The sequence below is a fragment of the Paenibacillus sp. JNUCC32 genome, assembly GCF_014863545.1.
Lineage (GTDB): Bacteria > Bacillota > Bacilli > Paenibacillales > Paenibacillaceae > Paenibacillus_AQ > Paenibacillus_AQ lautus_A.
Genome location: NZ_CP062260.1, coordinates 689,741 through 710,963 on the forward strand (window position 1 = coordinate 689,741; position 21,223 = coordinate 710,963).

Annotated in this window: 15 protein-coding genes and 1 tRNA gene; 11 read left to right on the plus strand and 5 right to left on the minus strand. The window is 51.2% G+C overall.

All coding sequences use genetic code 11. The features are described 5' to 3' along the window. Positions 1–104: 104 nt before the first annotated feature. Together JNUCC32_RS03105 and JNUCC32_RS03110 are read left to right on the plus strand one after the other, a co-directional pair. Positions 105–188, plus strand: a tRNA-Leu gene (locus tag JNUCC32_RS03105). Between the two features lie 326 nt (positions 189–514). Beyond that, positions 515–1,396, plus strand: coding sequence for a divergent polysaccharide deacetylase family protein (locus tag JNUCC32_RS03110; RefSeq protein WP_096776025.1), 882 nt, complete (start codon positions 515–517; stop codon positions 1,394–1,396). A 171-nt stretch (positions 1,397–1,567) separates the two neighbouring features. Here JNUCC32_RS03110 and JNUCC32_RS03115 read toward each other — a convergent pair whose 3' ends face one another. Together JNUCC32_RS03115 and JNUCC32_RS03120 are read right to left on the minus strand one after the other, a co-directional pair. Beyond that, the gene (locus tag JNUCC32_RS03115) at positions 1,568–3,808 is read right to left on the minus strand and encodes a methyl-accepting chemotaxis protein (RefSeq protein WP_192571051.1); all 2,241 of its coding nucleotides are present in this window, start codon (positions 3,806–3,808) and stop codon (positions 1,568–1,570) included. Positions 3,809–4,013: 205 nt separating this feature from the next. Beyond that, positions 4,014–4,817, minus strand: a complete 804-nt coding sequence (locus tag JNUCC32_RS03120) for an N-acetylmuramoyl-L-alanine amidase (RefSeq protein WP_192571052.1) — start codon at positions 4,815–4,817, stop codon at positions 4,014–4,016. A 147-nt stretch (positions 4,818–4,964) separates the two neighbouring features. Between JNUCC32_RS03120 and JNUCC32_RS03125 the strand changes: the two genes are divergently transcribed. After that, positions 4,965–5,156, plus strand: a complete 192-nt coding sequence (locus JNUCC32_RS03125) for a YqzE family protein (protein WP_036660256.1) — start codon at positions 4,965–4,967, stop codon at positions 5,154–5,156. 298 nt (positions 5,157–5,454) lie between these two features. Here the strand turns inward: JNUCC32_RS03125 and JNUCC32_RS03130 are convergent, their stop codons facing one another. The 3 genes from JNUCC32_RS03130 to JNUCC32_RS03140 all read right to left on the minus strand — a co-directional run bounded on the left by JNUCC32_RS03130 (position 5,455) and on the right by JNUCC32_RS03140 (position 9,437). Then, positions 5,455–6,570: a hypothetical protein gene (locus tag JNUCC32_RS03130; protein WP_228468867.1), complete on the minus strand. Its 1,116-nt coding sequence runs from the start codon at positions 6,568–6,570 to the stop codon at positions 5,455–5,457. Positions 6,571–6,715: 145 nt separating this feature from the next. Beyond that, positions 6,716–7,678 (minus strand): YqhG family protein, encoded by a 963-nt coding sequence (locus JNUCC32_RS03135; protein ID WP_192571054.1) that lies wholly within the window; start codon positions 7,676–7,678, stop codon positions 6,716–6,718. A 1-nt stretch (position 7,679) separates the two neighbouring features. After that, positions 7,680–9,437: a DEAD/DEAH box helicase gene (locus JNUCC32_RS03140; RefSeq protein ID WP_192571055.1), complete on the minus strand. Its 1,758-nt coding sequence runs from the start codon at positions 9,435–9,437 to the stop codon at positions 7,680–7,682. Positions 9,438–9,857: 420 nt separating this feature from the next. Here JNUCC32_RS03140 and JNUCC32_RS03145 point away from each other — a divergent pair, with 420 nt between their 5' ends. The 8 genes from JNUCC32_RS03145 to JNUCC32_RS03180 all read left to right on the plus strand — a co-directional run bounded on the left by JNUCC32_RS03145 (position 9,858) and on the right by JNUCC32_RS03180 (position 21,029). Then, positions 9,858–12,500 (plus strand): adenosylcobalamin-dependent ribonucleoside-diphosphate reductase, encoded by a 2,643-nt coding sequence (locus JNUCC32_RS03145; RefSeq protein WP_430623460.1) that lies wholly within the window; start codon positions 9,858–9,860, stop codon positions 12,498–12,500. Between the two features lie 225 nt (positions 12,501–12,725). Next, positions 12,726–13,868: a GntR family transcriptional regulator gene (locus JNUCC32_RS03150; RefSeq protein WP_192572582.1), complete on the plus strand. Its 1,143-nt coding sequence runs from the start codon at positions 12,726–12,728 to the stop codon at positions 13,866–13,868. Between the two features lie 497 nt (positions 13,869–14,365). Beyond that, positions 14,366–15,316 (plus strand): ABC transporter permease, encoded by a 951-nt coding sequence (locus JNUCC32_RS03155; RefSeq protein WP_096776017.1) that lies wholly within the window; start codon positions 14,366–14,368, stop codon positions 15,314–15,316. Positions 15,317–15,349: 33 nt separating this feature from the next. Further along, positions 15,350–16,270, plus strand: coding sequence for a carbohydrate ABC transporter permease (locus JNUCC32_RS03160; protein ID WP_015736650.1), 921 nt, complete (start codon positions 15,350–15,352; stop codon positions 16,268–16,270). A 92-nt stretch (positions 16,271–16,362) separates the two neighbouring features. Next, complete coding sequence (locus JNUCC32_RS03165; protein WP_192571057.1) at positions 16,363–18,021, plus strand: extracellular solute-binding protein; 1,659 nt, start codon at positions 16,363–16,365, stop codon at positions 18,019–18,021. A gap of 94 nt (positions 18,022–18,115) precedes the next feature. Continuing rightward, the gene (locus JNUCC32_RS03170; protein WP_192571058.1) at positions 18,116–18,904 is read left to right on the plus strand and encodes a phytanoyl-CoA dioxygenase family protein; all 789 of its coding nucleotides are present in this window, start codon (positions 18,116–18,118) and stop codon (positions 18,902–18,904) included. 40 nt (positions 18,905–18,944) lie between these two features. Continuing rightward, the gene (locus tag JNUCC32_RS03175; RefSeq protein WP_192571059.1) at positions 18,945–19,928 is read left to right on the plus strand and encodes a Gfo/Idh/MocA family protein; all 984 of its coding nucleotides are present in this window, start codon (positions 18,945–18,947) and stop codon (positions 19,926–19,928) included. Between the two features lie 18 nt (positions 19,929–19,946). Beyond that, positions 19,947–21,029 (plus strand): Gfo/Idh/MocA family protein, encoded by a 1,083-nt coding sequence (locus tag JNUCC32_RS03180; protein ID WP_096776012.1) that lies wholly within the window; start codon positions 19,947–19,949, stop codon positions 21,027–21,029. Positions 21,030–21,223 lie beyond the last annotated feature (194 nt).

The following is a 21,223-nucleotide window of genomic DNA, read 5'->3' on the forward strand; positions in this document are numbered from 1 at the left end:
TTTTAATCAAGTTCAAAAAAAGTGTTGACTCGATTTATTTAGCGTGATATTATATATCTTGTCGCCGCTGATAAGAGCTTGGCTCGAAGGTGGACAACATACATGCGGTCGTGGCGGAATTGGCAGACGCGCACGGTTCAGGTCCGTGTGGGCTTACCCCCGTGGAGGTTCGAGTCCTCTCGACCGCATCTAATGAGAAAGCTCGTAAACTGTTCTTGCAGTTTACGAGCTTTTTTGCTTTGGAATTCTATGGGACTGTTCGATGCAATCGATAGCCAATGCGGCAGAGGCCGAAATTACCGCTGACCTCTGCGGCACGAAACGAATAGGAGAGCCAACGATCTTACGGTGGCCGGCAATCTTCTGCAGTCCGTCGGAAATGCGCTGCAGGTGATTGCGGAAGCGGAGGATTACTGATTAACATTTATGCCTGTAATTACATATTTGAATAGCTTTTCTCAAACAATACGGTTAGGTAAGGCTATCATGATGATGAGTGGAAAGGGGCGTAACAATGCGGAAAAGATATAGAAAATCGATTATCTTGCTGTGTTTGGTATGGGGGATCTCGAACGGAGCACAGATCGGGTACGGGGCGGGGGTGGTCAATGCTCCTGATTCTTTCAACCATGATACTCGAAAAATGCACGAAGAATCCGATCACAGCAGATCCGGCCAGGAAAAGAAGCCGAATAAGCTGGCTGTCATTATCGATGATTTTGGCAATGATCAGAAAGGGACCGAGGAAATGCTCAATCTGCCTGTCAAAATCACGGTGGCCGTGATGCCGTTTTTGCCGACGAGCAAGAAAGATGCCGAGGCCGCGCACCAGCAAGGGCATGACGTCATTATTCATATGCCCATGGAGCCTAAGCAGGGCCGGTCTTCCTGGCTTGGACCGGGTGCTATCTTAAGTTCGCTCACCGATGAGGAAATTCGTAAACGCATGGAGGAGGCAATCGATTCGGTTCCTTATGCCGTTGGGATTAATAATCACATGGGCTCCAAGGTTACCGGGGATGAACGGGTCATGTCCATCGTGCTCGACGTTTGTAGGGAGAGAGGGCTGTTTTTCATCGACAGCAAAACGAATTACTACAGCGTAGTCGGCAAACTGGCAGCGAAGAAGGGAATGCCTTCCATCGCCAACGATATCTTCCTGGATGACGTTCATACCGTTCAGCATGTGAGCAAGCAGCTGCAGACCGCGGCGCAGCATGCGGAAGAGAGAACTTCCTGCATTGCAATCGGCCATGTTGGCGTATATGGAATCCGGACGGCAGAGGCGCTGAAAGGCACGATCCCGGAACTGCAAAAAAAGGTGGAGTTCGTCGGGATCAGCGATCTCGTCAGGGAGCACTCAAGCTGGCGGCCTGATCCGCTGCGCTCGTATTAGATCTTCCTTGAGCACAGAACAGGTCCGGAATCGAGTGACGAGACCGGTGGAAGGTCCAAACGTTAAGATCAGCCGAGACCGGGTATGAATATAAAACGAACGGCCTTCCGCGCAAGAGTCCCGGTGATTCAGAGTTTCATGCTTGGAAGGCTGTTTATATGTTGCGCTATATTATCGGATGCGGGCATCGGTGAGTTTGAATTGACCTACCAGCTGCTGCATCGATTTCGCTATGGCTTCGACATTGCCTGAGGTGTACCTTACGCTTTCGATTTCCTGCGACAGCTCCTGCACTTTGCTCTCCACATCCTTGGAAATCTTTCGGTTATCCTTGCTGACCGAAGCGATTTTCTCCATCAGCTGAACCACTTCATCTACGGCCTGGTGCTTGCGGAGATCGTCTTCGGCTGCGGCGGCAAGCAGCTCGGAAGCCGCGGAAACCAGCAGGTTTCCTTCTTCCACGACCCGGGTCCCTTCCTTCATCGAGAGCACGGCGTGCTGGGCGTCCTGATAGATATGACCGATAATCCGGTGGACCTCTTCCGTGGACTGTCTGGTCAGTTCGGACAGCTTGCGGATTTCGGTTGCAACGACGGCAAAACCTTGTCCGTGTTCTCCGACCCGTGCCGCTTCAATGGAAGCATTCAGGGCCAGCAAATGGGTTTGGGAGGATATTTGTTCGATCGCGTGCAGTACGCCTGTAACTTCCTGAACGGTTCCCATGAACGTGCGGATGGTCTGATTGGTTTCCTCGACTTTCGCAGAAATATGAGACATCTTGTCTCCGATCCGGACGACTTCATTCTTGGCCACATCAATCTGCTCATTTGCTTGCCGTTCCAGCTGGCGGAGCGTCTCCCGCATCCGTTCCGCGCTGTCCTTCACGGCATCGATATCCTGCAGCTGGCTGCGCATGCTGCGGATCATCTCGCTAATGTTGCTGCTGACACGCCGTGCGGAAGTAACGGTGACGGCGGTGGTGTCGTTCATTACCTGTTGGCTGGAGGAAACATCGCCTGCCGTCAACTTCACCTGCATCATGATGCTTTCCAGCGAATCGATCATATTGTTGATCCATTTGGCTAATTCGCGCGTTTCATCCTGATCGAAATGGCGGGGGTCCAGCCGCTGCGTCAGATCTCCGCTGCCCTCGGCATTCAAGCGGATGAAGCGGTTGAGGCTGCGTAGACGATCCGCGATTCGTCCAATTTCTTTATGGCCGACCAGGGAAGAGGTGAGAAGGCCGGTGACCAAACAGGCTAACCCTCCCGCCATGGCTGCGAATGCCGGAGATAAATAAACAGCCGTAATAAAAACAATGACAGCCGTCAGGAGGCTCGAGATAAGGGTAGACAAGCCATGGAGCTTAGCATGTCTGAAGCGAATGCCGCGAATACGGTAAACCTCTTCGAGATCCCCTTCGCACATCATCCCCCAAACATCCGGACAATGGGGCAGGCGGAACGTCACACCTTTTCCGATCACCGGAATGTGGCGGTAATCGGAATAACCGGGGAAGTCCACGAACAGATTGCTTCCGTTCGCGATGGTGTTGGCTACGCCTGGATGAAGCTGACCCGTTGCCGGGTCGGTGAACATCAGCTCCAGCTCCGTATGTTCCTGTACCGACACGGTCCCCCAGTCGGTCGTTACACCGTCCTTCAGGTTCTCCCCGTGTGTGAAGGTCCGGTCTTCAAAGCGGCTTCTGGAAAGGGCCGTGCCCGGAGCAATATGGCGATTCATCTCGGGCTTGGCCATGAATATATAGTTGTCGCCGGAATCGGGATAGACGTGGCCGGATTCCCGCTGAATTAAATCCCCGATCACGTCGTTTGGCACCCGGCCGCAGAGGATGCCGGCGAACGTATCGTCGACGTAAATGGCATTCATGAACAGCAGCGTCATTTTGTCGTGAAAAGCAGAGGAGCGGGGACCGATAGTGAACGTGACGGAATCCGCATACGGCCCGAAGAGCAATTTGCCGGTATCCGAGCCGGCGAGATGAATGATTGCCTGTCCCAATGGACTGCTCTTGCTGTAGCTGGTTCCAACGTGCGGAGCGTATGTAGAGTACGTGACCTCACCCGAAGGGTTCAGCAAGAATAATTCCGTGAAATCGGCAGCGCGCGAGTACAAAGCGGAGAAGAGTTGCTCCTGGCTCAATGGGGCACTAGTAGAGAAGAGATGAGAATGCTCGCCGCCGACTAATGAACCATGGGGCTTGTCCTTGTCCAGCTGCTCCTTCAGTCGATCCAGATGTCCCCAATATTCATGGCTCCAGGAGAACAGCAGCTCTTTGCGCGTCTCGGCAATGCCTTCGAATATGTCTTCGATGTCTTCCTTCAATTTACGATTCAGACGCCATGAAATCCAAAGCGGAAGTCCTTGGCGATACCCAAGCCAGTCAAACATAACGATCTCCCCCAATTCCCATTTGATTCATCCATCTTTATGTATGTTAGATATACTACCATAATTTTCGGAAAAATCGACTAAAAATTTTGAAAAAAATGATGCTTTTTTCATATTAATGTTAGTTTTTATGACGTAAAAATGGGTTCGAAGGCCTGGAATCAGGATTCTATAGGCCAGGCGCCCAACAAAAAACAGCTCCTATTTAAAGAGCTGTTAAATAACTGATAATCCCGTCAGCAATGGCTTCGGCAATCATCATTTGGCCGTTACGGCTAGTCAATAATTTCCGGTCCTCCATATTGCTGAGGAAGCCGGTTTCCACGATGACGGCAGGTACTTGGGTTTGATTAAGCAGATAATAAGGCTTGCCTACCATGATGCCATTGTTGTTGCGATATACCAAATTCAATTGTTCCTGAATGGTTTCCGCGAGCAAGGTGCTTCGGCCCTCGGATTGATGCAGTACGATGCCGCCGCGCTTGGACGCATTTTTTCCCCAATTCACGTGAACGCTGACTACCAGCTTGGTCGGGATTTCGCTGCTGAGCTGCTTGCGCTGCGACAGATCGCGGCGATGCCTGGAGGAGCTTCGATGCCAGCGGTTATCGTCGCTTAGCGCGTAATCGGCGTCGCGATTCAGCACGGCATGATAGCCTTCCTTGCGTAGCAGCATGAACAGTCTGCGTGAAATGGCCAGATTGATATCTTTTTCGAGAATGTCTCCATGCGACGTTCCGCCGTCGATTCCGCCATGGCCCACATCGATCAGCACGACATCATGTGCAAATGGGTGGAGGTGTCTAAGCTGTGATTGGTCGATTTCCCGTCCTGAGGAATGGGTTGATTCCGGCGTTTCGGACATAAGCTGGGCTGCCGGCATCACTTTCGGATGAACGGCATGTGCTGGAAGCTTCAGTGCCTGCTTCTTTACTGGGCTTGCTTCCGTGACAGAACCGGGGAGTACCAGCGTCAAGAGAAGCAAACATACTCCTGCTGACTTAATCATGAGGGATTCCTTCTTTCACGTAAAATTTCGGCTTTATTAGAATGTGCATTAGGCAGAAAAATCATGCCGTTAAACAGGAGTCTAGAATCGGTCGGAATGGAGCACACTGATACTGGGAAGCGGATAAACCATAAGGAGTTGATTCGTATGGCAAGCGGAGATGAATTGATCAAATATATTACCGAACGCGTGGTTAACTATATAGATACGCCTAAGGAAGTTCGGCGCAGGGCGAAGGTGAAGGAATCCTGGACCACAAGGTGGTTCGGCATGATTCCGTTCTCCATGTCGCTGTGGAAAGACGACGTATCCTCCAAGCGCAAAAAAAGGCAAAAGTAAAGCTGCTGCTGTTCATTTGCTGTATGTTCCTTAACGAAATCAGCTATTGTACAGCGTGCGCACGGCACCCTGTGCAGCCAGATGCCAGACTTGGGGCATGTTTTTGCATTGTATTGGCTGGCAGCCTACGCTTGGAAGTACGGAAGTACGCACTGAAAAAAACAGGTGAAACGATGAAGGACGCGAGCCCTGATCAGGGCCGCGTCCTTTTGTCCGTCTGGGATGCTGAAGGCATGAGGGCTTATGGTTGGTTCGCATGAATGACGGACTTGTTAGCCCGCTTACTTGTACTTTCGCGTCATTTGGGTTGAGCATAGAACTGGCCTTGTCCGATCAAGCGGGATGCCGGCAGGAAACGGAAGGTATCTGTGTTCCGCAATGGAACCGACACATAGAGCGCTGCCGAATGCTTCTGAATCCCTGTCGACCAGCGGTGCCACCCGTTTAAGGTAAAAGGGGCTCCGAAAGCGGCGTTGCTATTTTTGGACTTGAATATCAGGCTGGAGTGCTCCTGCAGCAATTTACGCAGATCGGCACTGCTTCGGGCCGTCAGATTGCTTGAGGTCAGCCACAGCAGATTATCGTAAGGATCCCGGGCATCGCCGGCTGCAATGGTTGGCGCTCCGGCAATCCAGCGAGCGGATGAAGTTACCAATCCCTTGCTTGCCGCCGGCATCGAAGCCGATGCCGGCTTGACCGCCGTCGTTGTCTGCTTGAGTTCTTCCGGAAGGACTTCGCTATTCAGTGCACTGATATAAACCGGCTTCTTGCCGGGAAGCTGAACCTGCCAGACAGGGGATACGTCATACAGCTTGCGCACGCTGCTTCCCTTCGGCAAAGATCCGCCGGCCTTCAGAAATCCCTCGGCCGCAAGCCGTTCATTCAGCGGTGCTTGACTGTAGGGAAGGGTGGAGCCGATCCCGTATTCGCTCAAGATATATCCACCGTCTTCTCCTGCGCTGATAATCATGTAGCCCTGAGGCAGTCCCTGATCGGAAATCGTGACCAGCCAGCCGTGGGTGCCCGGACCAAGTGGGGTGAATTCCAGCTCTGCTCCGTCCCAGGCAGTAAATGGCGCATGCACCGATAGTTGATCCACGGTCTGTTCTGCAAAGTCTACCAAACTTTCCGGTACTTGAGCCCGGGCGCTGCTGTAGGCGAGGCTGGATGCAGACTGGACTGCAAGCAGAGCGTCTGCCGCACGGACGGCGCTCGCAGGATTGGGGGTGTCTGCTTCACGAGCCGCAGCCATGCCTGCCTGCGGGTGGGTCGTGCTGAACCACAGGAGTGCCGTTACGATGACGGAGGCAGACCACCTTCGATATTGGATAAAGCGTTTGTTGTCGATTGATTTAGGTTTGCGCTTGTTGTCCTTGTCATCCTGGTAATGGGGTTCCATGTTCCACAGCTTCAAATCGCTAACCGCCTTTCCTTGGCCCTTACGCGCCATGGATGTGATGGAATCATCATATCGGACAAGCTCTGCAAAGGCTGTTGCAAGCTGTCGCGGCAGGGGAAGGGAGAATGGTTCTTTTTTTGCCTGCTTTTGTAGAGAGGCGTCATGAAGTCGCGCCCACGGGCGAACACAGATGAAACAGACCGCAGGTTATGGCGGACAGGCTCACTTTCGGCTCGTACTGCCACTGCATTTCCGACCGGCGGTTCTTGTACTGCTCCTCGATTTGCGCCTTTTTCTCTTCGTCCTGCTCTTTGAGCAAATCCTCGTAGTAGCCGTCGATGACCATCAGCTCGTCTTCGAGGCGTTCCTTAGCTTTCGCCGCCCAATCGTAATCCAGCTTGCTCAGTTTGTTGATCAGATGATTCTCCAGGGCAGCTACGGCCTGCTCAAGGGTGAGAGCCGCCGGTCTGACGTGAACGCTCTCGGGCAGGCGTGGAGTCAATTCGCGCCCATGCAGAATGGCGGGGAAGTCTTCGGTAATCGCGCGGCTGGACAGCGAGATTCCGAGAAAAAACAATTCCTCGCGCTTCAGATCGCAGCTGAACTCCACCTTGAAGCAGACGCCCAGCCACTGCTCATAAGGCGTGGAACGGCCCCTGGGACGCGGTTCGGCATCCCGCTGCTGGAACAGATACACGCATTTGCCCTCTTCGCGGGAGGCATTCCAAATCTGGGCGAGCCGGCTGCTGCCGTAGCCGATATTCTCCCGCTGAATCCGGCCTGGCCCCAAGATCGGCAGCACCGGGGCGTTCCCGTAATAGCGCGCCAGCAGCGGATCCTGCGCAGGTGCGTTGAGCTGGGTTTTGGCTTTGGCTTCTTCCGCCTTGGCGAGCCGTTCGTCGTATTTTTCCGGATCAAACACGAAGTTGAACGACAGCGTTTCGGCGGGAGCCCCGGTACGTTCCACGAACCCCCAGTAATAGGGGCGGTTGGTGAGCATTTTGTCGGCCTGCGGCGACAGTTTCACGGTGACATGCTCGGGCGATTTTTCGATGACGGTGCATTCGGTGGCTTCCAAATAGGCCATGAAGTGCTGCTGCACCTCCTGCGGCGTCATGGTCATATTAGGCTTCTTCCTCTCTGAGAGTTTCTTCGGCCGTGCTTTCCAGCTCGACGTCCTGCTTGATATGGTGAATGGAGTCGCCCAATGTGCTGATGCGCTGGCGGATTTCATCATCATTGCCGGACTCCAGCATGATTTTGTACAGGCTCTTCTCGATCGATTCCTTCTTCTCGAAGCGCTCCAGGATAACGTCAAGCCCGCCGATGACCATCTCGAACATATTGATCTTCTCGTGCAGCAGGTTCAGGATATGCTCCTCGATGGTTCCCGAAGTCGACAGGTTGTAGATCTTCACGTCATTGGTCTGGCCTAGACGGTGCACGCGTCCGATCCGCTGCTCGACCCGCATCGGATTCCAGGGCAGGTCAAAATTGATCATATGGTGGCAGAATTGCAGGTTGATGCCTTCGCCGCCGGCTTCCGTCGCGATCATGACCTGCGCCTTGCCGCGGAAAAGGTCCATCATCCAGTCCTTCTTCCCGCGGTTCATGCCGCCCCGGTATGGGACGGAGACCAGCCCGTGATCGCGGAAATAATTGAGCAAGTATTCCTGCGTGGCCCGATATTCCGTGAACACGATGACCTTCTCGTTCATTTGCTGAATGAGCTCGATGGCTTTTTCCGCCTTGGTGTTTGCTTTGATGGCCTTGATGAGATAGACCAGCTCCCAAATTTTATCGCGCAACGGAGAGTCCTCCGGCAGCTTCTTGGACAGATTAACAAGGGTCACGAAGACGGCATCCCGGCTGCTGCATACTTCCCGCTGCAGGGTGACGAGCGACAGCATACTGCTTAAATTTCCCCCAGCTGCCTGATACTGATCTTTGACGAAGGACGTAACGCCGTCGTATAATGACTGTTCTTCAGGCGAAAGGCTGAGTCCCACGTTGCGGACGGACCGCTTCGTGAACTTCACTTCGCCTTCGCCCCGACGGTTGCGGATCATGACCTTGGACAGCTCATCCTTGAGCTGGTCTTGGTTCTTCGGTCTTCGTTTATCCACGACAAAATTTGCGGCAAACTGTCCCTGGCCGCCAAGCTGGCCCGGTTTCAGCAGCGTGATGAGATTGAAGAGCTCGCTGAGGTCGTTCTGCACCGGCGTGGCGGTGAGCAGGAGACAGTATTTTTTGCGCAGCTTTTGGATGAATTGATAATTGGATGTTTTCTTGTTCTTGAGCTTGTGGGCTTCATCGATGATGAGCATGTCGTATTCCTGGTTCAGCAAAATCTCCTGATGCGGATCGCGCTTGGCCGTATCCATGGAGGCGACAACGATGTCATTGCCCCAGGAGTACGCTTTTTTCTGCGCGACCGCGGGAATGCCGAACTTGGAGTTCAGCTCGCGGACCCATTGGAGAACCAGGGAAGCAGGTACGAGAATCAGCACTTTGGATACCAGTCCGCGCACGATGTATTCTTTTAAAATAAGACCGGCTTCAATCGTCTTGCCAAGTCCCACCTCATCCGCCAAAATGGCTCTGCCCGACATCTCGAACAAAACGCGTCTTGCGGTATCGGTCTGATGGGGGAGCGGGGATAAACCGCCAAGGTGCTTGAGGCACTGCAGTTCTTCAAAGCTTGTAACGAGGCGCGATTTCTCGCCCTCAACGGCAAGCTGGGCCAGACGATAGTCACCCCAAGGGCCTCCTTTGTCCAGTCGGCCAGAGAGATCGTCAAACCAAGAACGGTCGATCTGCAATGGAACGGGAAGGCGCGGGTCGAAAATCATGCCTGAGTCGGCAGATGGCTGTTGGTTCATGTCGATCTCCTCCTGTGATGAAAGATTCCGGGCCAACGGTGTATATGTAGTATGGACGAAAAAAGAAGTCTTCATAACCTTGCACGGATTCGGGAGCCGCGGAATACCCTATAGAGCGCACGGCTGCTGGAATTGGATATTTTCATCCTTTTTTTCATAGGGATCAGCGAAAAAGAGAGCGAGAGGAAGAAAGCGGAAGCTTGCGCGCGGGAGCTTGGAACTGTCGGCTTAATTTTCACATTATCGGCATAGTTAACCTATATATAGTGTAGTATAATGAATAAATAGCACTATATGTGGTGTATATAGTGGTTTTGGATGTTTGACCGGCTACATAACAGGTTATGTTGTTGGTGAGCACATACTTGGGAATCTTTTAAATTTTATATCTTATATAGGAGGTAGTTGCACTTGAGTACGATGCAGAATCAGCGGCTGGAAGGTTTAAGCGAGAAGATCTTTTTGGACCGGTATGCCTGGAAGGATGCGGACACCAACAACGCCAAGGTCGGCGACGTGGTGCTCGTGCTGACGAAGGATGATCCTAAATTTCCGACCAAGGAAGTTGGCGAAATCGTGAAACGCGAAGGCCGCAAGGTCACCGTGAAGACACGGAAGGGCGAGCTTGTGGAGTCGGATGTGGAGAAGCTGACGTTAACCATCGAGAAAACGCCGGAAGAAATGTGGGATCGTCTCGCGGCAGCCATGTCATCGGTTGAGGCAACGCCGGAACTGCAGGAAGAGTGGCGCGGGAAGTTCCGCGAGATTCTGGATGATTGGAAGCTGGTGCCGGGCGGACGGATTGCGGCCGGAGCGGGTGCAAGCGATGAATTGACGCTGTTCAACTGTTACGTCATTCCTTCCCCGAAGGACAGTCGGGGCGGCATCATGGAAACCCTGAGCGAGATGACCGAGATTATGGCGCGCGGCGGCGGTGTCGGCATCAACTTGTCTTCCCTTCGTCCTCGGCGCGCGATCGTTAGAGGCGTGAACGGCTCCTCCAGCGGTGCGGTATCGTGGGGCGGATTGTTCAGTTATACGACAGGCCTGATCGAGCAGGGCGGAAGCCGCCGCGGCGCGCTCATGCTGATGATGAACGATTGGCACCCGGACGTGGAGGATTTCATTACGGTGAAGCAGACGATGGGACAAGTCACGAACGCGAACCTGTCGGTATGCGTCAGCAACGCTTTCATGAAAGCCGTGAAGGAAGACCTGGACTGGGAGCTCGTGTTCCCGGATACCACCGATCCCGATTACGATGAGCTGTGGGACGGCGATTTGGATAAATGGAAGAAAGCCGGACGCAGCGTCATTCCATATAAAACGGTTAAAGCACGCGAGGTATGGCACACCATTATCGAATCCGCATGGAAATCGGCAGAGCCGGGCGTGGTCTTCATGGAATACTACAACCAGATGTCCAACAGCTGGTATTTCAACCCGATCATCTGTACCAACCCTTGCGGCGAGCAGGGACTTCCGGGCTGGGGCGTATGCAACCTGTCCGCGATGAACCTGTCGAAGTTCTACGATGAAGCGAATCATGACGTTGCATGGGATGAGCTGGCTACGACGACGCGTTACTCCGTGCGTTTCCTGGATAATGTCATCGACCGGACGCCTTACCATTTTGAAGAAAACGAATTGAACCAGAAAAAAGAGCGCCGCGTAGGCCTCGGAACAATGGGTCTGGCCGAGCTGATGATCAAGCTGAACATCCGTTACGGCAGCCCGGAATCGCTGGAGTTCCTGGATAAGCTGTATGGCTTCATCGCGCGCGAAGCGTATCTTGCATCCGCGGATATTGCCGAGGAGAAGGGCTCGTTCCAGGCATTCGATGCCGAACTGTATCTCCAAAGCGGCTTCATGAAAAATATGGCCGAGGTGTATCCGGAAGTTGCCGAAGCGGTCCGCAAAAAAGGCGCCCGCAACGTTACCGTCATTACCCAAGCGCCGACGGGAAGCACGGGTACGATGGTTGGAACTTCGACGGGCATCGAGCCGTACTTTGCCTTCAAATACTTCCGTCAAAGCCGTCTCGGCTTCGACGAGCAGTTCGTGCCGATTGCTCAGGATTGGCTGGACAGCCATCCGGGCGAAGAGCTTCCGGACTATTACGTCACCGCGATGAGTCTCTCCGCCGAGGATCACATTCGCGTGCAGGCGGCGATTCAGCGCTGGGTGGACAGCTCCATCTCGAAGACGGCGAACTGTCCGTCCGACTTCACGGTTGAAGATACGAAACGCCTGTATGAGCTGGCATTCGATCTGGGATGCAAAGGCGTAACGATCTACCGCGACGGCAGCCGCGACGTGCAGGTCCTGCAGACGGAGAAAAAAGAAGACAAAGCCGCCGAAGCGACAACAGCTTCTACCGCGGAAGCGGCGCTGGAGCAAAGTGCGGCAGGCCAAGCCGCTGAGGAAACGGCGAGCGTGGAGCCGGCTGCTGCAAGCATGGCCGTGACAGCCTCGCCGAGCAAGAGCGGACTGGATAAACAATACAAGAAGCGTCCGCAAGTGCTGCGCGGCGCAACCTATAAAATGAACACGCCGTTCGGCATGGCGTACATCACGATCAATGATCTGGACGGCATTCCAAGCGAAATCTTCCTGAACGTCGGCAAAGCCGGATCGGATGTGTTCGCGATGGCGGAAGCCCTGGGCCGCGTATGCTCCCTGTTCCTCCGTTACGGAGACCACGGCAACAAGGTGGAGCTGCTGATCAAGCACCTCAAAGGCATCGGCGGCACCGGCGCGATCGGCTTCGGCGCGAACCGCGTCGAGTCCATCGCCGACGCCGTGGCGAAGGCGCTCGAGACGCACGTGGCCAACAACGCCGAGGCGGATCATGACCATGATCCGGCACCGGTCGCAGCCACGATGGCGCCTACCGATGCAGGCGAAGGCGGGGCAACGGCAGCCGCGGGCCACGGCGGACATGGCGCGCACGCAGGCGGCAGCATGTCGCTGGATCTGTGCCCGTCCTGCGGCGGGGCATCCTTGATTAACATCGAGGGATGCAAGACGTGCGGGAACTGCGGGTATAGTAAGTGCTCTTAAGGAAGTCTTAGGGAAGAGCTCCCTCCAAAATTTGATTTTCCCGCGCAAGCTAACGAATATGAGAGATCAATAAATAAACAGCGGCAGTCAGGACATGATTTTCTCGTCCATGGCTGCCGCTGTTTCCATGATTAGAGCATGGAATAAAACGCTTACGCCATTCGTAACGTATATATTAAACATATTGAATGAAATGTGGTGATTCGGTTGAGCTCTACGGAAAGAATGCCTTTGTATCAGAGGGTTCAAGAGTATATACGCGACTTGATATCGTCGCAGGTACTGAAGGTTGGAGATCGTATACCTACGGAAAAGGAACTCATGGAGCGTTTTGGAGTAAGCAAGATTACGGTCGTTAATGCCCTGGCCGGCTTGGTTAACGAAAAAATCATAACCAGGGTGCCCGGAAAGGGGACTTTTGTAAGCGAGCCCGAATCTCAAATGCCGGCCACTCCTCCTATAAGTACCGTAAAACCTGTCCATAAGACTAGCGGAGAAATGGGGACGCGGTTGATCGGGCTCATTATGCCCAGCATTTATGATTATTTTACGATTCGACTTATACAAGGTATTCAGCAAGCGCTGAAAGAGAACGATTACCGCTGCGTTATCTATTTATCAGAGGGCGATATTGATAAGGAAAAAGAGGCGATCCAGACATGCAGTAACATCGGAGTGGAGGGATTGCTGATTTTCCCGGTGGACGAGGAATTATTCAACGAGGAAATATTAAGCATGAAATTTGCGGGGTTTCCGTTTGTTCTCATCGACCGTTACCTTCCCGGGGTGGAAACTCACTATATCGCATCGGACGGCAGGCTTGGCGTTAACATGGCTGTCAATTACCTGTGGGAACTGGGGCATCGTGAAATCGCCATCTGCTCCGATTCGCCCATACAAACCGTAACCGTTCAAGAACGGATCGATGGATATATGAATGCCTTCAAGGAAAAGGGAGCACTCATTAACCCTGCCCATATCGTAACCGGTTTTGAAATCGGAAGCCTTGAGCAAGCTGAAACCCATCCATTGTACCGCTATATCAAAAATCGGATGGCAACGGCTTATATTACGCTTAATGGAATTCTTGGAGTAAAAATCTATCAGATTGCGCGTCAAGCCGGATTGAAGGTGCCTGAGGACATATCCATCATCAGTTTTGACGATCCGACTTCCATCATCGAAGGATATAGCACGTTCACGCACGTTAAACAGTTTGAACGAGACATGGGCTACCGTGCAGCTTACACGCTGCTTGAGGTGATTAACAGTGATGACGGACAAGACGGAAAATACTTTAAAACCCTAGTGGAGCCGGAATTGGTCATTGGCGAGACGACGGGAAAAAACGTTTCATCCACTTTCTGATACCAACACCCGCTTCTTCCTATATATGCAACCTAATAACGAGTCCGATGCGCTTTCTATTCGAGCCTGACAATGCAAGCGATGGCTGCGCGGACTCTTTTACTAGGTCGGCCATAACTTCCTCTCATGAAATCCTCCCCCCATAATAGTTTCCCAAAATCAAATCAATAAAGAAATCCAGCAGAAGCTCATCAAACCCTACACAGGTCGCTACATCTCAGAATATTACTTTTTATCAGACCATTTCATAAGGATATATTGAATATAATGTATCCTTGCCAAGGAATAAAAACACCTGAAAAGAAGGTTGGGGATAGGGGCTTTTGCCCCGTTTATCTATAACTTAAGGTTACTTTTTAACCAAATGAGGAAATTGTGGAATGATTCCTACACCATATTGAATATATTTAAACTATAAAATTGAAACCGCTTGCAATGGAGGAGGGGGAGACAGTCGCTATATACCGTACGACGAAGATGTAGGAGGTGTTCGGAGAATGGTACCAAAGGGTGCTCTTATCCCTGGATTGGAGCAATTAAAAAAGAATAAGAAACTAACTAGAATATGGTATTTCAGGCACATATACTTATTTTTGCTTCCTGCTATCATCTGGTTCCTGGTGTTTGCTTACTATCCGATGTACGGCATTATCATCGCATTCAAAGATTACAAATTCAATTTGGGGATATTGGGGAGTCCGTGGGCGGGCTTTAAATATTTCGAGCAGTTTTTAAACGATTCCAGTTTTTACGATGTGCTCCGAAATACGTTATCTATCAGCGCCCTTAAGCTTATTTTCGGATTTCCAGCTCCCTTGATCCTAGCCTTAATGCTCAATGCCGTCATGCACAAAAAAATCAAAAGAGTGTTTCAAACGATTTCCTATCTGCCGCACTTCGTTTCATGGGTCGTTGTCGTTACCTTGCTTCAAAAAATCCTGTCTCCGAACGTAGGACTTATCAATGACATTAGGTACCAAATGGGTTTGGATCCCATCTTTTTTATGGGAAAGCCGGAATTATTCTATCCATTGGTCCTCATATCCGACATCTGGAAAGGCGTAGGCTGGGGTTCGATCATTTATTTAGCCGCGTTAACGAATATCGATCCACATTTGTATGAAGCTGCGGAAATCGACGGGGCTGGAAGGTGGAGCAAACTATTCAAGATCACGCTTCCATGTCTTACGCCAACGATCGCCATATTGCTTATTTTCTCACTCAGCGGAATACTGAACGCGGGTTTTGACCAAATCTGGCTGATGCAGTCCCCGGCAACCTTAAGCGTCTCGGAGATCTTGGACACTTATGTCTTGAAAACAGGCCTCCAACAGGGGCAATTAGCATATTCCACGGCCATCGGTTTATTCAAATCTGCGATCTCGCTGCTGCTCATCGTTGCTGTCAATAATATATCCAGACGCGTGAGTAACGTATCGTTATGGTAATCAGCTAGCACTGAAGATGAGGAGGTGTGTGTTATGGGTGCAAGTAGGCTGTCGCCGGCAGACAAAATGTATATGACGCTTAACTATGCGGCGCTGCTTTTATTCTGCGCTACGGCGTTATATCCATTTATCTATTTTCTAGCCCTGTCTTTCAATGACGGCTACGACGCGATGAAGGGGGGAATCTATTTTTTCCCCAGAGTGTTTACATTAGAAAACTATGCAAAAGCTTTTAGCAACACGTTGATCCTAAATTCCTTCTATATTTCCATTACCCGAACCCTTGTGGTTACGGTTGCCTCCGTATTTTTGACGGCCTTATTAGCCTACGCCCTTTCGCGGAAAGGTTTGCCGGGAAGAAAATACATCGTATTCTTCTTTTTCTTTACCACGTTGTTCAGCGGCGGACTGATTCCGACGTTCATACTGTTCCGGCAAATCCACATCCTGGATACGTTTTGGGTGCTGGTGCTGCCGTCCCTATATAACTTTTTCAATGCGATTATCATGAAAACCTTCTTCGACGGGATCCCTGAAGGTCTGTCGGAATCCGCCCGAATCGACGGCGCAAGCGAGTTGTCCGTATTTGCCAGAATCATTCTGCCTCTATCGATGCCGGTGCTTGCTACCATTGCTTTGTTTGTCGGGGTGGGCGTGTGGAATGACTGGTTTACCGGTCAGTTTTTCATACAGAATGAAAAGCTGCAGCCTGCCGCTACGTTCCTGAACAAGATGATCAGCGAAGCGTCTTTCCAGTCGATGACGTCGTCGTCGGGAAATAGCGGATCCGCCATACAAAACATGACCGAGACGCAGATGGAACTGCGAGGCGTTACGCCGGAAGCCTTGCGGATGACGTTTGTCATCATTATAACGACGCCGATCATCTGCGTGTATCCGTTTCTTCAGAAATATTTTGTGAAAGGCGTACTGGTAGGTTCTCTTAAGGAGTAGTCGGTATAGAAGGCTATGCCTTTTATATAAAAAAACTTCCAATGGAAGGGGATTGTAGGATGAGGAAGAACAAGCGCAGGAGTGTTCTTGGCATGACACTAATCGCTTTACTGCTTCTAGCAACCATGACGGCATGTACGGGAAAAGGCGGAGGGGAGGATGCAGGTACGGTTGACACAGGTCCGAAGGAGCAAGGTACTGAAGAAATAAAACCGGTGACCTTGTCTTTCCTCAGTGCTTGGAACGGTGGCGGAGCCGGTTTCCCGCAGGACCAGGAGAATAATCCCGTAGCCGGGCAGATCAGGGAAAAAACCGGGGTCACGTTGAAACTGGAATCCATCACGACAAGCGAAGTAGAAAAGCTAAACACCATTTTTGCTTCCGGTACGGTTCCGGATATCGTTAACGCACCTTTCTGGTCTACGACAGGAGGAGAAGGACAAGTCATCAAGAAGGCGGCCATGGAAGGGCAGCTTCTGGATTTAACCCCTTATCTCGATAAATACCCGAATATTAAAAGACTTGTGACTACCGGGATCGCGAAGGATTTTGCCGAGTTCGATCTCAATAGTCCCGAATTCGAAGGCAAGACGTATCTCATTCCTACGGAGACCCCGGACGGTACCCCTGAGAGCATTCATAATTGGAATTACGGCCTTTTTGCCAGGGGAGATATCCTGAAAGCTTTAAATGTAAAAGCGGAGGATATTGATACGCAAGAAGAACTAGTGGATCTATTGATCAAGATCCGGGACGGCGGTTTCAAGGATATTGGCGGGAAGCCGGTCATCCCTGCCGGAACCATGTGGAACGGATGGGATTACGGCCAATTCCTTGCCGGATGGACGGATTACACGATTTCGGACTACCGTGAAGTGGATGGAAAACTGATTCACTGGACGCAGTCCAAGGACCATGAAGCTAGGTTGTTATACATGAGAAAGTTATTAACGGAAGGTTTGTTTGATCTTGAAGCCTTCAACAATACGAGTACAACAGCGAATGAAAAGCTGACGACGGGCAAGCTTGCCGTATTCGGAGCCCAGCCTATGTTAGTTGATTTACAAAAAACGCTGTATAAAACGAATCCGGAAATGCAATATGAACTACTCGGGCCGATGAAGAATAAGAGCGGAGAGATTCGAACGCAAGTGGAAAAACCCGGCCGTTCCGGATTCCCTGTCCTTTTCTTAAGCGCTAACATCAAAGATCCCGATGCCGCATTGCGGTACATTGATTATGTCAACAGCGAAGAAGGCCGATTGCTTGCATATTTCGGAATCGAAGGAATGCACTACACGATGGAAAACGGGGTACCCCAATGGATCTCTGATGTGAAAAAACAATTCGATGAAAACCCGGATCTGAAAAGAGACGCAGGGCTTAATTATCTTCCAGGAAGGTTCATCGGAGCATTCTCCTCTGAAGTCACTTGGCCTACGCCCGAAGATCAAAAAACGGAGTGGCAAAAGCTGGAGGAAAGTTTCTCGGCAAAAATGCCTATCAAAATCATAGACAAAGTAAGCGCCAGCTACCTTGCAAGAGAGTGGCCTAAATATCAGGAATATATCGATAAAACCAGCAGTTTGAATTTCGATGAGGAATTTAAGAAAGCGTTTTTTGCAGGGTCAGATGAAGAAGCTCTCAATATGCTTCATAGCGTTCAAGAAAAATTCAGAGCGGCCGGCGTGGAAGAAATGGCGGAGTTCGTGGCTCAAAAAGCTGCAGAACGTGATGATGTCGGGTTCTAGTGAAGAGGTTTGCGGGATGGTGTCACTGCCATCCCGAATATTTCATGAATACTAGGTCAGTCTTCTTTTAAATATGCAAGAGAGGGGACAACTCATGTTAAACCCGGTCGTTTCAGCAGGCGCATTCACTGAACTCGATAAGTTTATGTTCGAATCGTGGGGTTATTTTGTCATTCCGAATGTGCTGTCGAAAGAGGAGGTCAAAGCATGCCTGCAGGCATCCATTCGAATTCATGAAGCGGCAGGTACGGTCGGTTGGGGTCAAGTCGGCAGAGGGTATGAGTCTGAACACGCTCTTGAAAACTTAATGGATCATCCATCGGTTTTACCGAAGATAAGGGGTTTACTTGGCGATCGATTCATTATGCAGTCCGGGTGGAATACGATGCAGCCGGCAAGGGGGAGGATGGGAGGCTGGCATCAAGACGGATCCAGCGCTTTCGATTTTAAGAATCTGGGGTACCCAGTCCCCCTTATTCAGCTCCGTGCTTCATTTTTATTGACCGATCAGGATGAACCCGGCATGGGGAATATGGAGTTCATTCCAGGCAGCCACCGCAGTCTCGTTCCACTACCGGATTCGATCCGGACTGCAAATTCGGGTACGCCGATCAGCCATGTGGTATGTGCATCTGCAGGATCAGTCCTGGTGTTTCACAACGCCGTATGGCATCGGGCGCACGAACATAATTGGGATTACGACCGCTATACCATGCATTACATCTATAGCCCTCCGTGGGTAAAGCCCTCGGACCGTTTTCATAACGATGTCAACTTTATGCAAAGAACTACGCCTGTGCGAAGAGCTTTAATGGGGGATTTTTCAAGGCCTGATGCGCCATTTGGAGCAAGTTATACGCCACCTCCCTTTGAAGAAAACTAAAATCTTGTAAAAAATATAAACGATGACGGAGGGGAAACGCATGTTGAACGTTGCGATGTTAAGTAAGTGGCATGTGCATGCAGATGATTATGCAAGAAGGTTGCTATCGCACGGTAACGTCAAGCTCACGGCAGTCTGGGACGAACAGCCTGAACGGGGAAGCGAATGGGCTGCCCAATTGGGAACGGATTTTGAAGCGGATTTGGATACGCTGCTAGAGCGGGAAGACATCGATGGGGTCGTGGTGGATGCTCCTACAAGCATGCACGCTGACGTCATGGTAGCTGCCGCTGAGGCCGGCAAACACATCTTTACCGAGAAAGCCATGGCTCTTACCGTAGAAGAATGTAATCGAATTTCTGCAGCGGTACGCAAAGCAGGCGTCAAGTTCTGCATTTCATTTCCGGCTCGCACAAGGCCTCACCAATTGTTCGCGAAGCAGCTGATCGATGACCATGTATTAGGGGACGTGACGCTTTTGCGCATTCGGAACGGCCACGACGGCGCATTGAACAATTGGCTCCCGGAATACTGGTACGATGAGAAGCAAACCGGCGGCGGCGCGATGATGGATTTGGGATGTCATCCGATGTACTTAGCCAGCTGGATGTTGGGTCAGCCCAAACGAATCACCTCCATGTTTCATTATTTCACCCATCGTGCAGTGGAAGATAATGCGCAGTGCTCCATTGAGTTCGTCAACAATGCGGTCGCACTGGTCGAAACAAGCCTTGTGACGTACAGAACCCCTTCTGCACTTGAGATTTACGGTACGGAGGGCACCTTGATGATCTCGGATGATACCGTTAGAGTCATCTCGAAGAAGCTCGATTCCCCCTTTTCCGGATGGATCTCACCCACTCAACTCCCTAAAGAGCAGCCGCTTCCGATCATCCAATGGGCGGATGCATTGATTCATGACAAGCCGATGCCCTTCGGTTTGGAAGAGGGAACGAAATTGACGGAGCTATTGGAAGCGGCATACATCGCTCATAAGGAAAACCGAACGGTAGAGTTCAAATAACGCGAGGGAGGGAATGCCATGAGAACCGTAAAAGTAGGGATCATCGGTTGCGGAATGATTGCGAACGGGAAACATATGCCGTGTTTATCCAAGTTAGACAACGTGCAGATGGTGGCCTTTTGCGACTTGAAGCCGGAAAGAGCCGAGGAAGCCGCGAAAAAATACGGCACGCAAGGCGCTAAGGTGTTTACGAATTACAACGATCTGCTTGCCATGGAAGAGATTGAGGTCGTGCATGTGCTAACACCGAACAGCTCGCACGCGACGATTTCCATTGATGCGCTCGAAAGCGGCAAACATGTCATGTGCGAAAAACCAATGGCCGTCACAGGTGCGGAGGCCAAGGCGATGTACGAAGCCCACTTGCGAACAGGCAAGAAGCTCACCGTCGGGTACCAGAATCGTTCCAACGCCAAAAGCCAGCTGTTAAAAAAGATGATTGCCGATGGAGAACTTGGAGATATCTATTTGGCAAAAGCGGTCGCTACCCGAAGAAGAGGCGTTCCGACATGGGGCGTGTTTCTGGATAAAGAGAAGCAGGGTGGCGGTCCCATGATCGATATTGGAACCCACTCCCTGGATCTGATCCTATGGTTGATGGATAACTATGAACCGGAGAGCGTCGTCGGCAGTGTCTTCCATAAACTGAAGTATACCGAAAATGCCGCGAACGAATGGGGGGCCTGGGATCCAAACGAATTCGAGGTAGAGGATTCGGCCTTCGGGTATGTGAAATTTAAAAACGGAGCGACGGTCATCATTGAAACCAGCTGGGCCCTTAACATTGCGGAAGGTGGCGGCAACCTGCTGTGCGGAACGAAGGGAGGAGCGGATTTTGCTAAAAATGAACTGCGGATCAATGGCGAGCGGGACGGAAGCTTGTTCCTGAATAAAATCGAGGTGAATCCGAATGCGCGAGAACAATTCAGGGGAGAAGAGTTGACCGATTTCGAGTATGAAGCCAAACAATGGATTCACAGTATCGTGAACGATACCGAACCCTTGGTTAAACCGAGGGAAGCGATGATTGTTTCACAAATATTAGAGGCCGTGTATATATCCGCAGAAACAGGAACAACCGTTTATTTTGATAAAGAATAAGGACCAGGAGATTTCCGCGAAGGCGGGGATCTCCTTTTTTATTTGCGTCATCGGTCTGAACCCTTAGATGAACTGTTGATCAATGGAATCCAGTATGCTGTTTTATTTACGACGGGCAATTCATTCTGGCAGGAGACGAGACTTTATCCGATGGTTTTGCTTCCCTTTATTTTCTTATTATTTGCAGCGGCCAT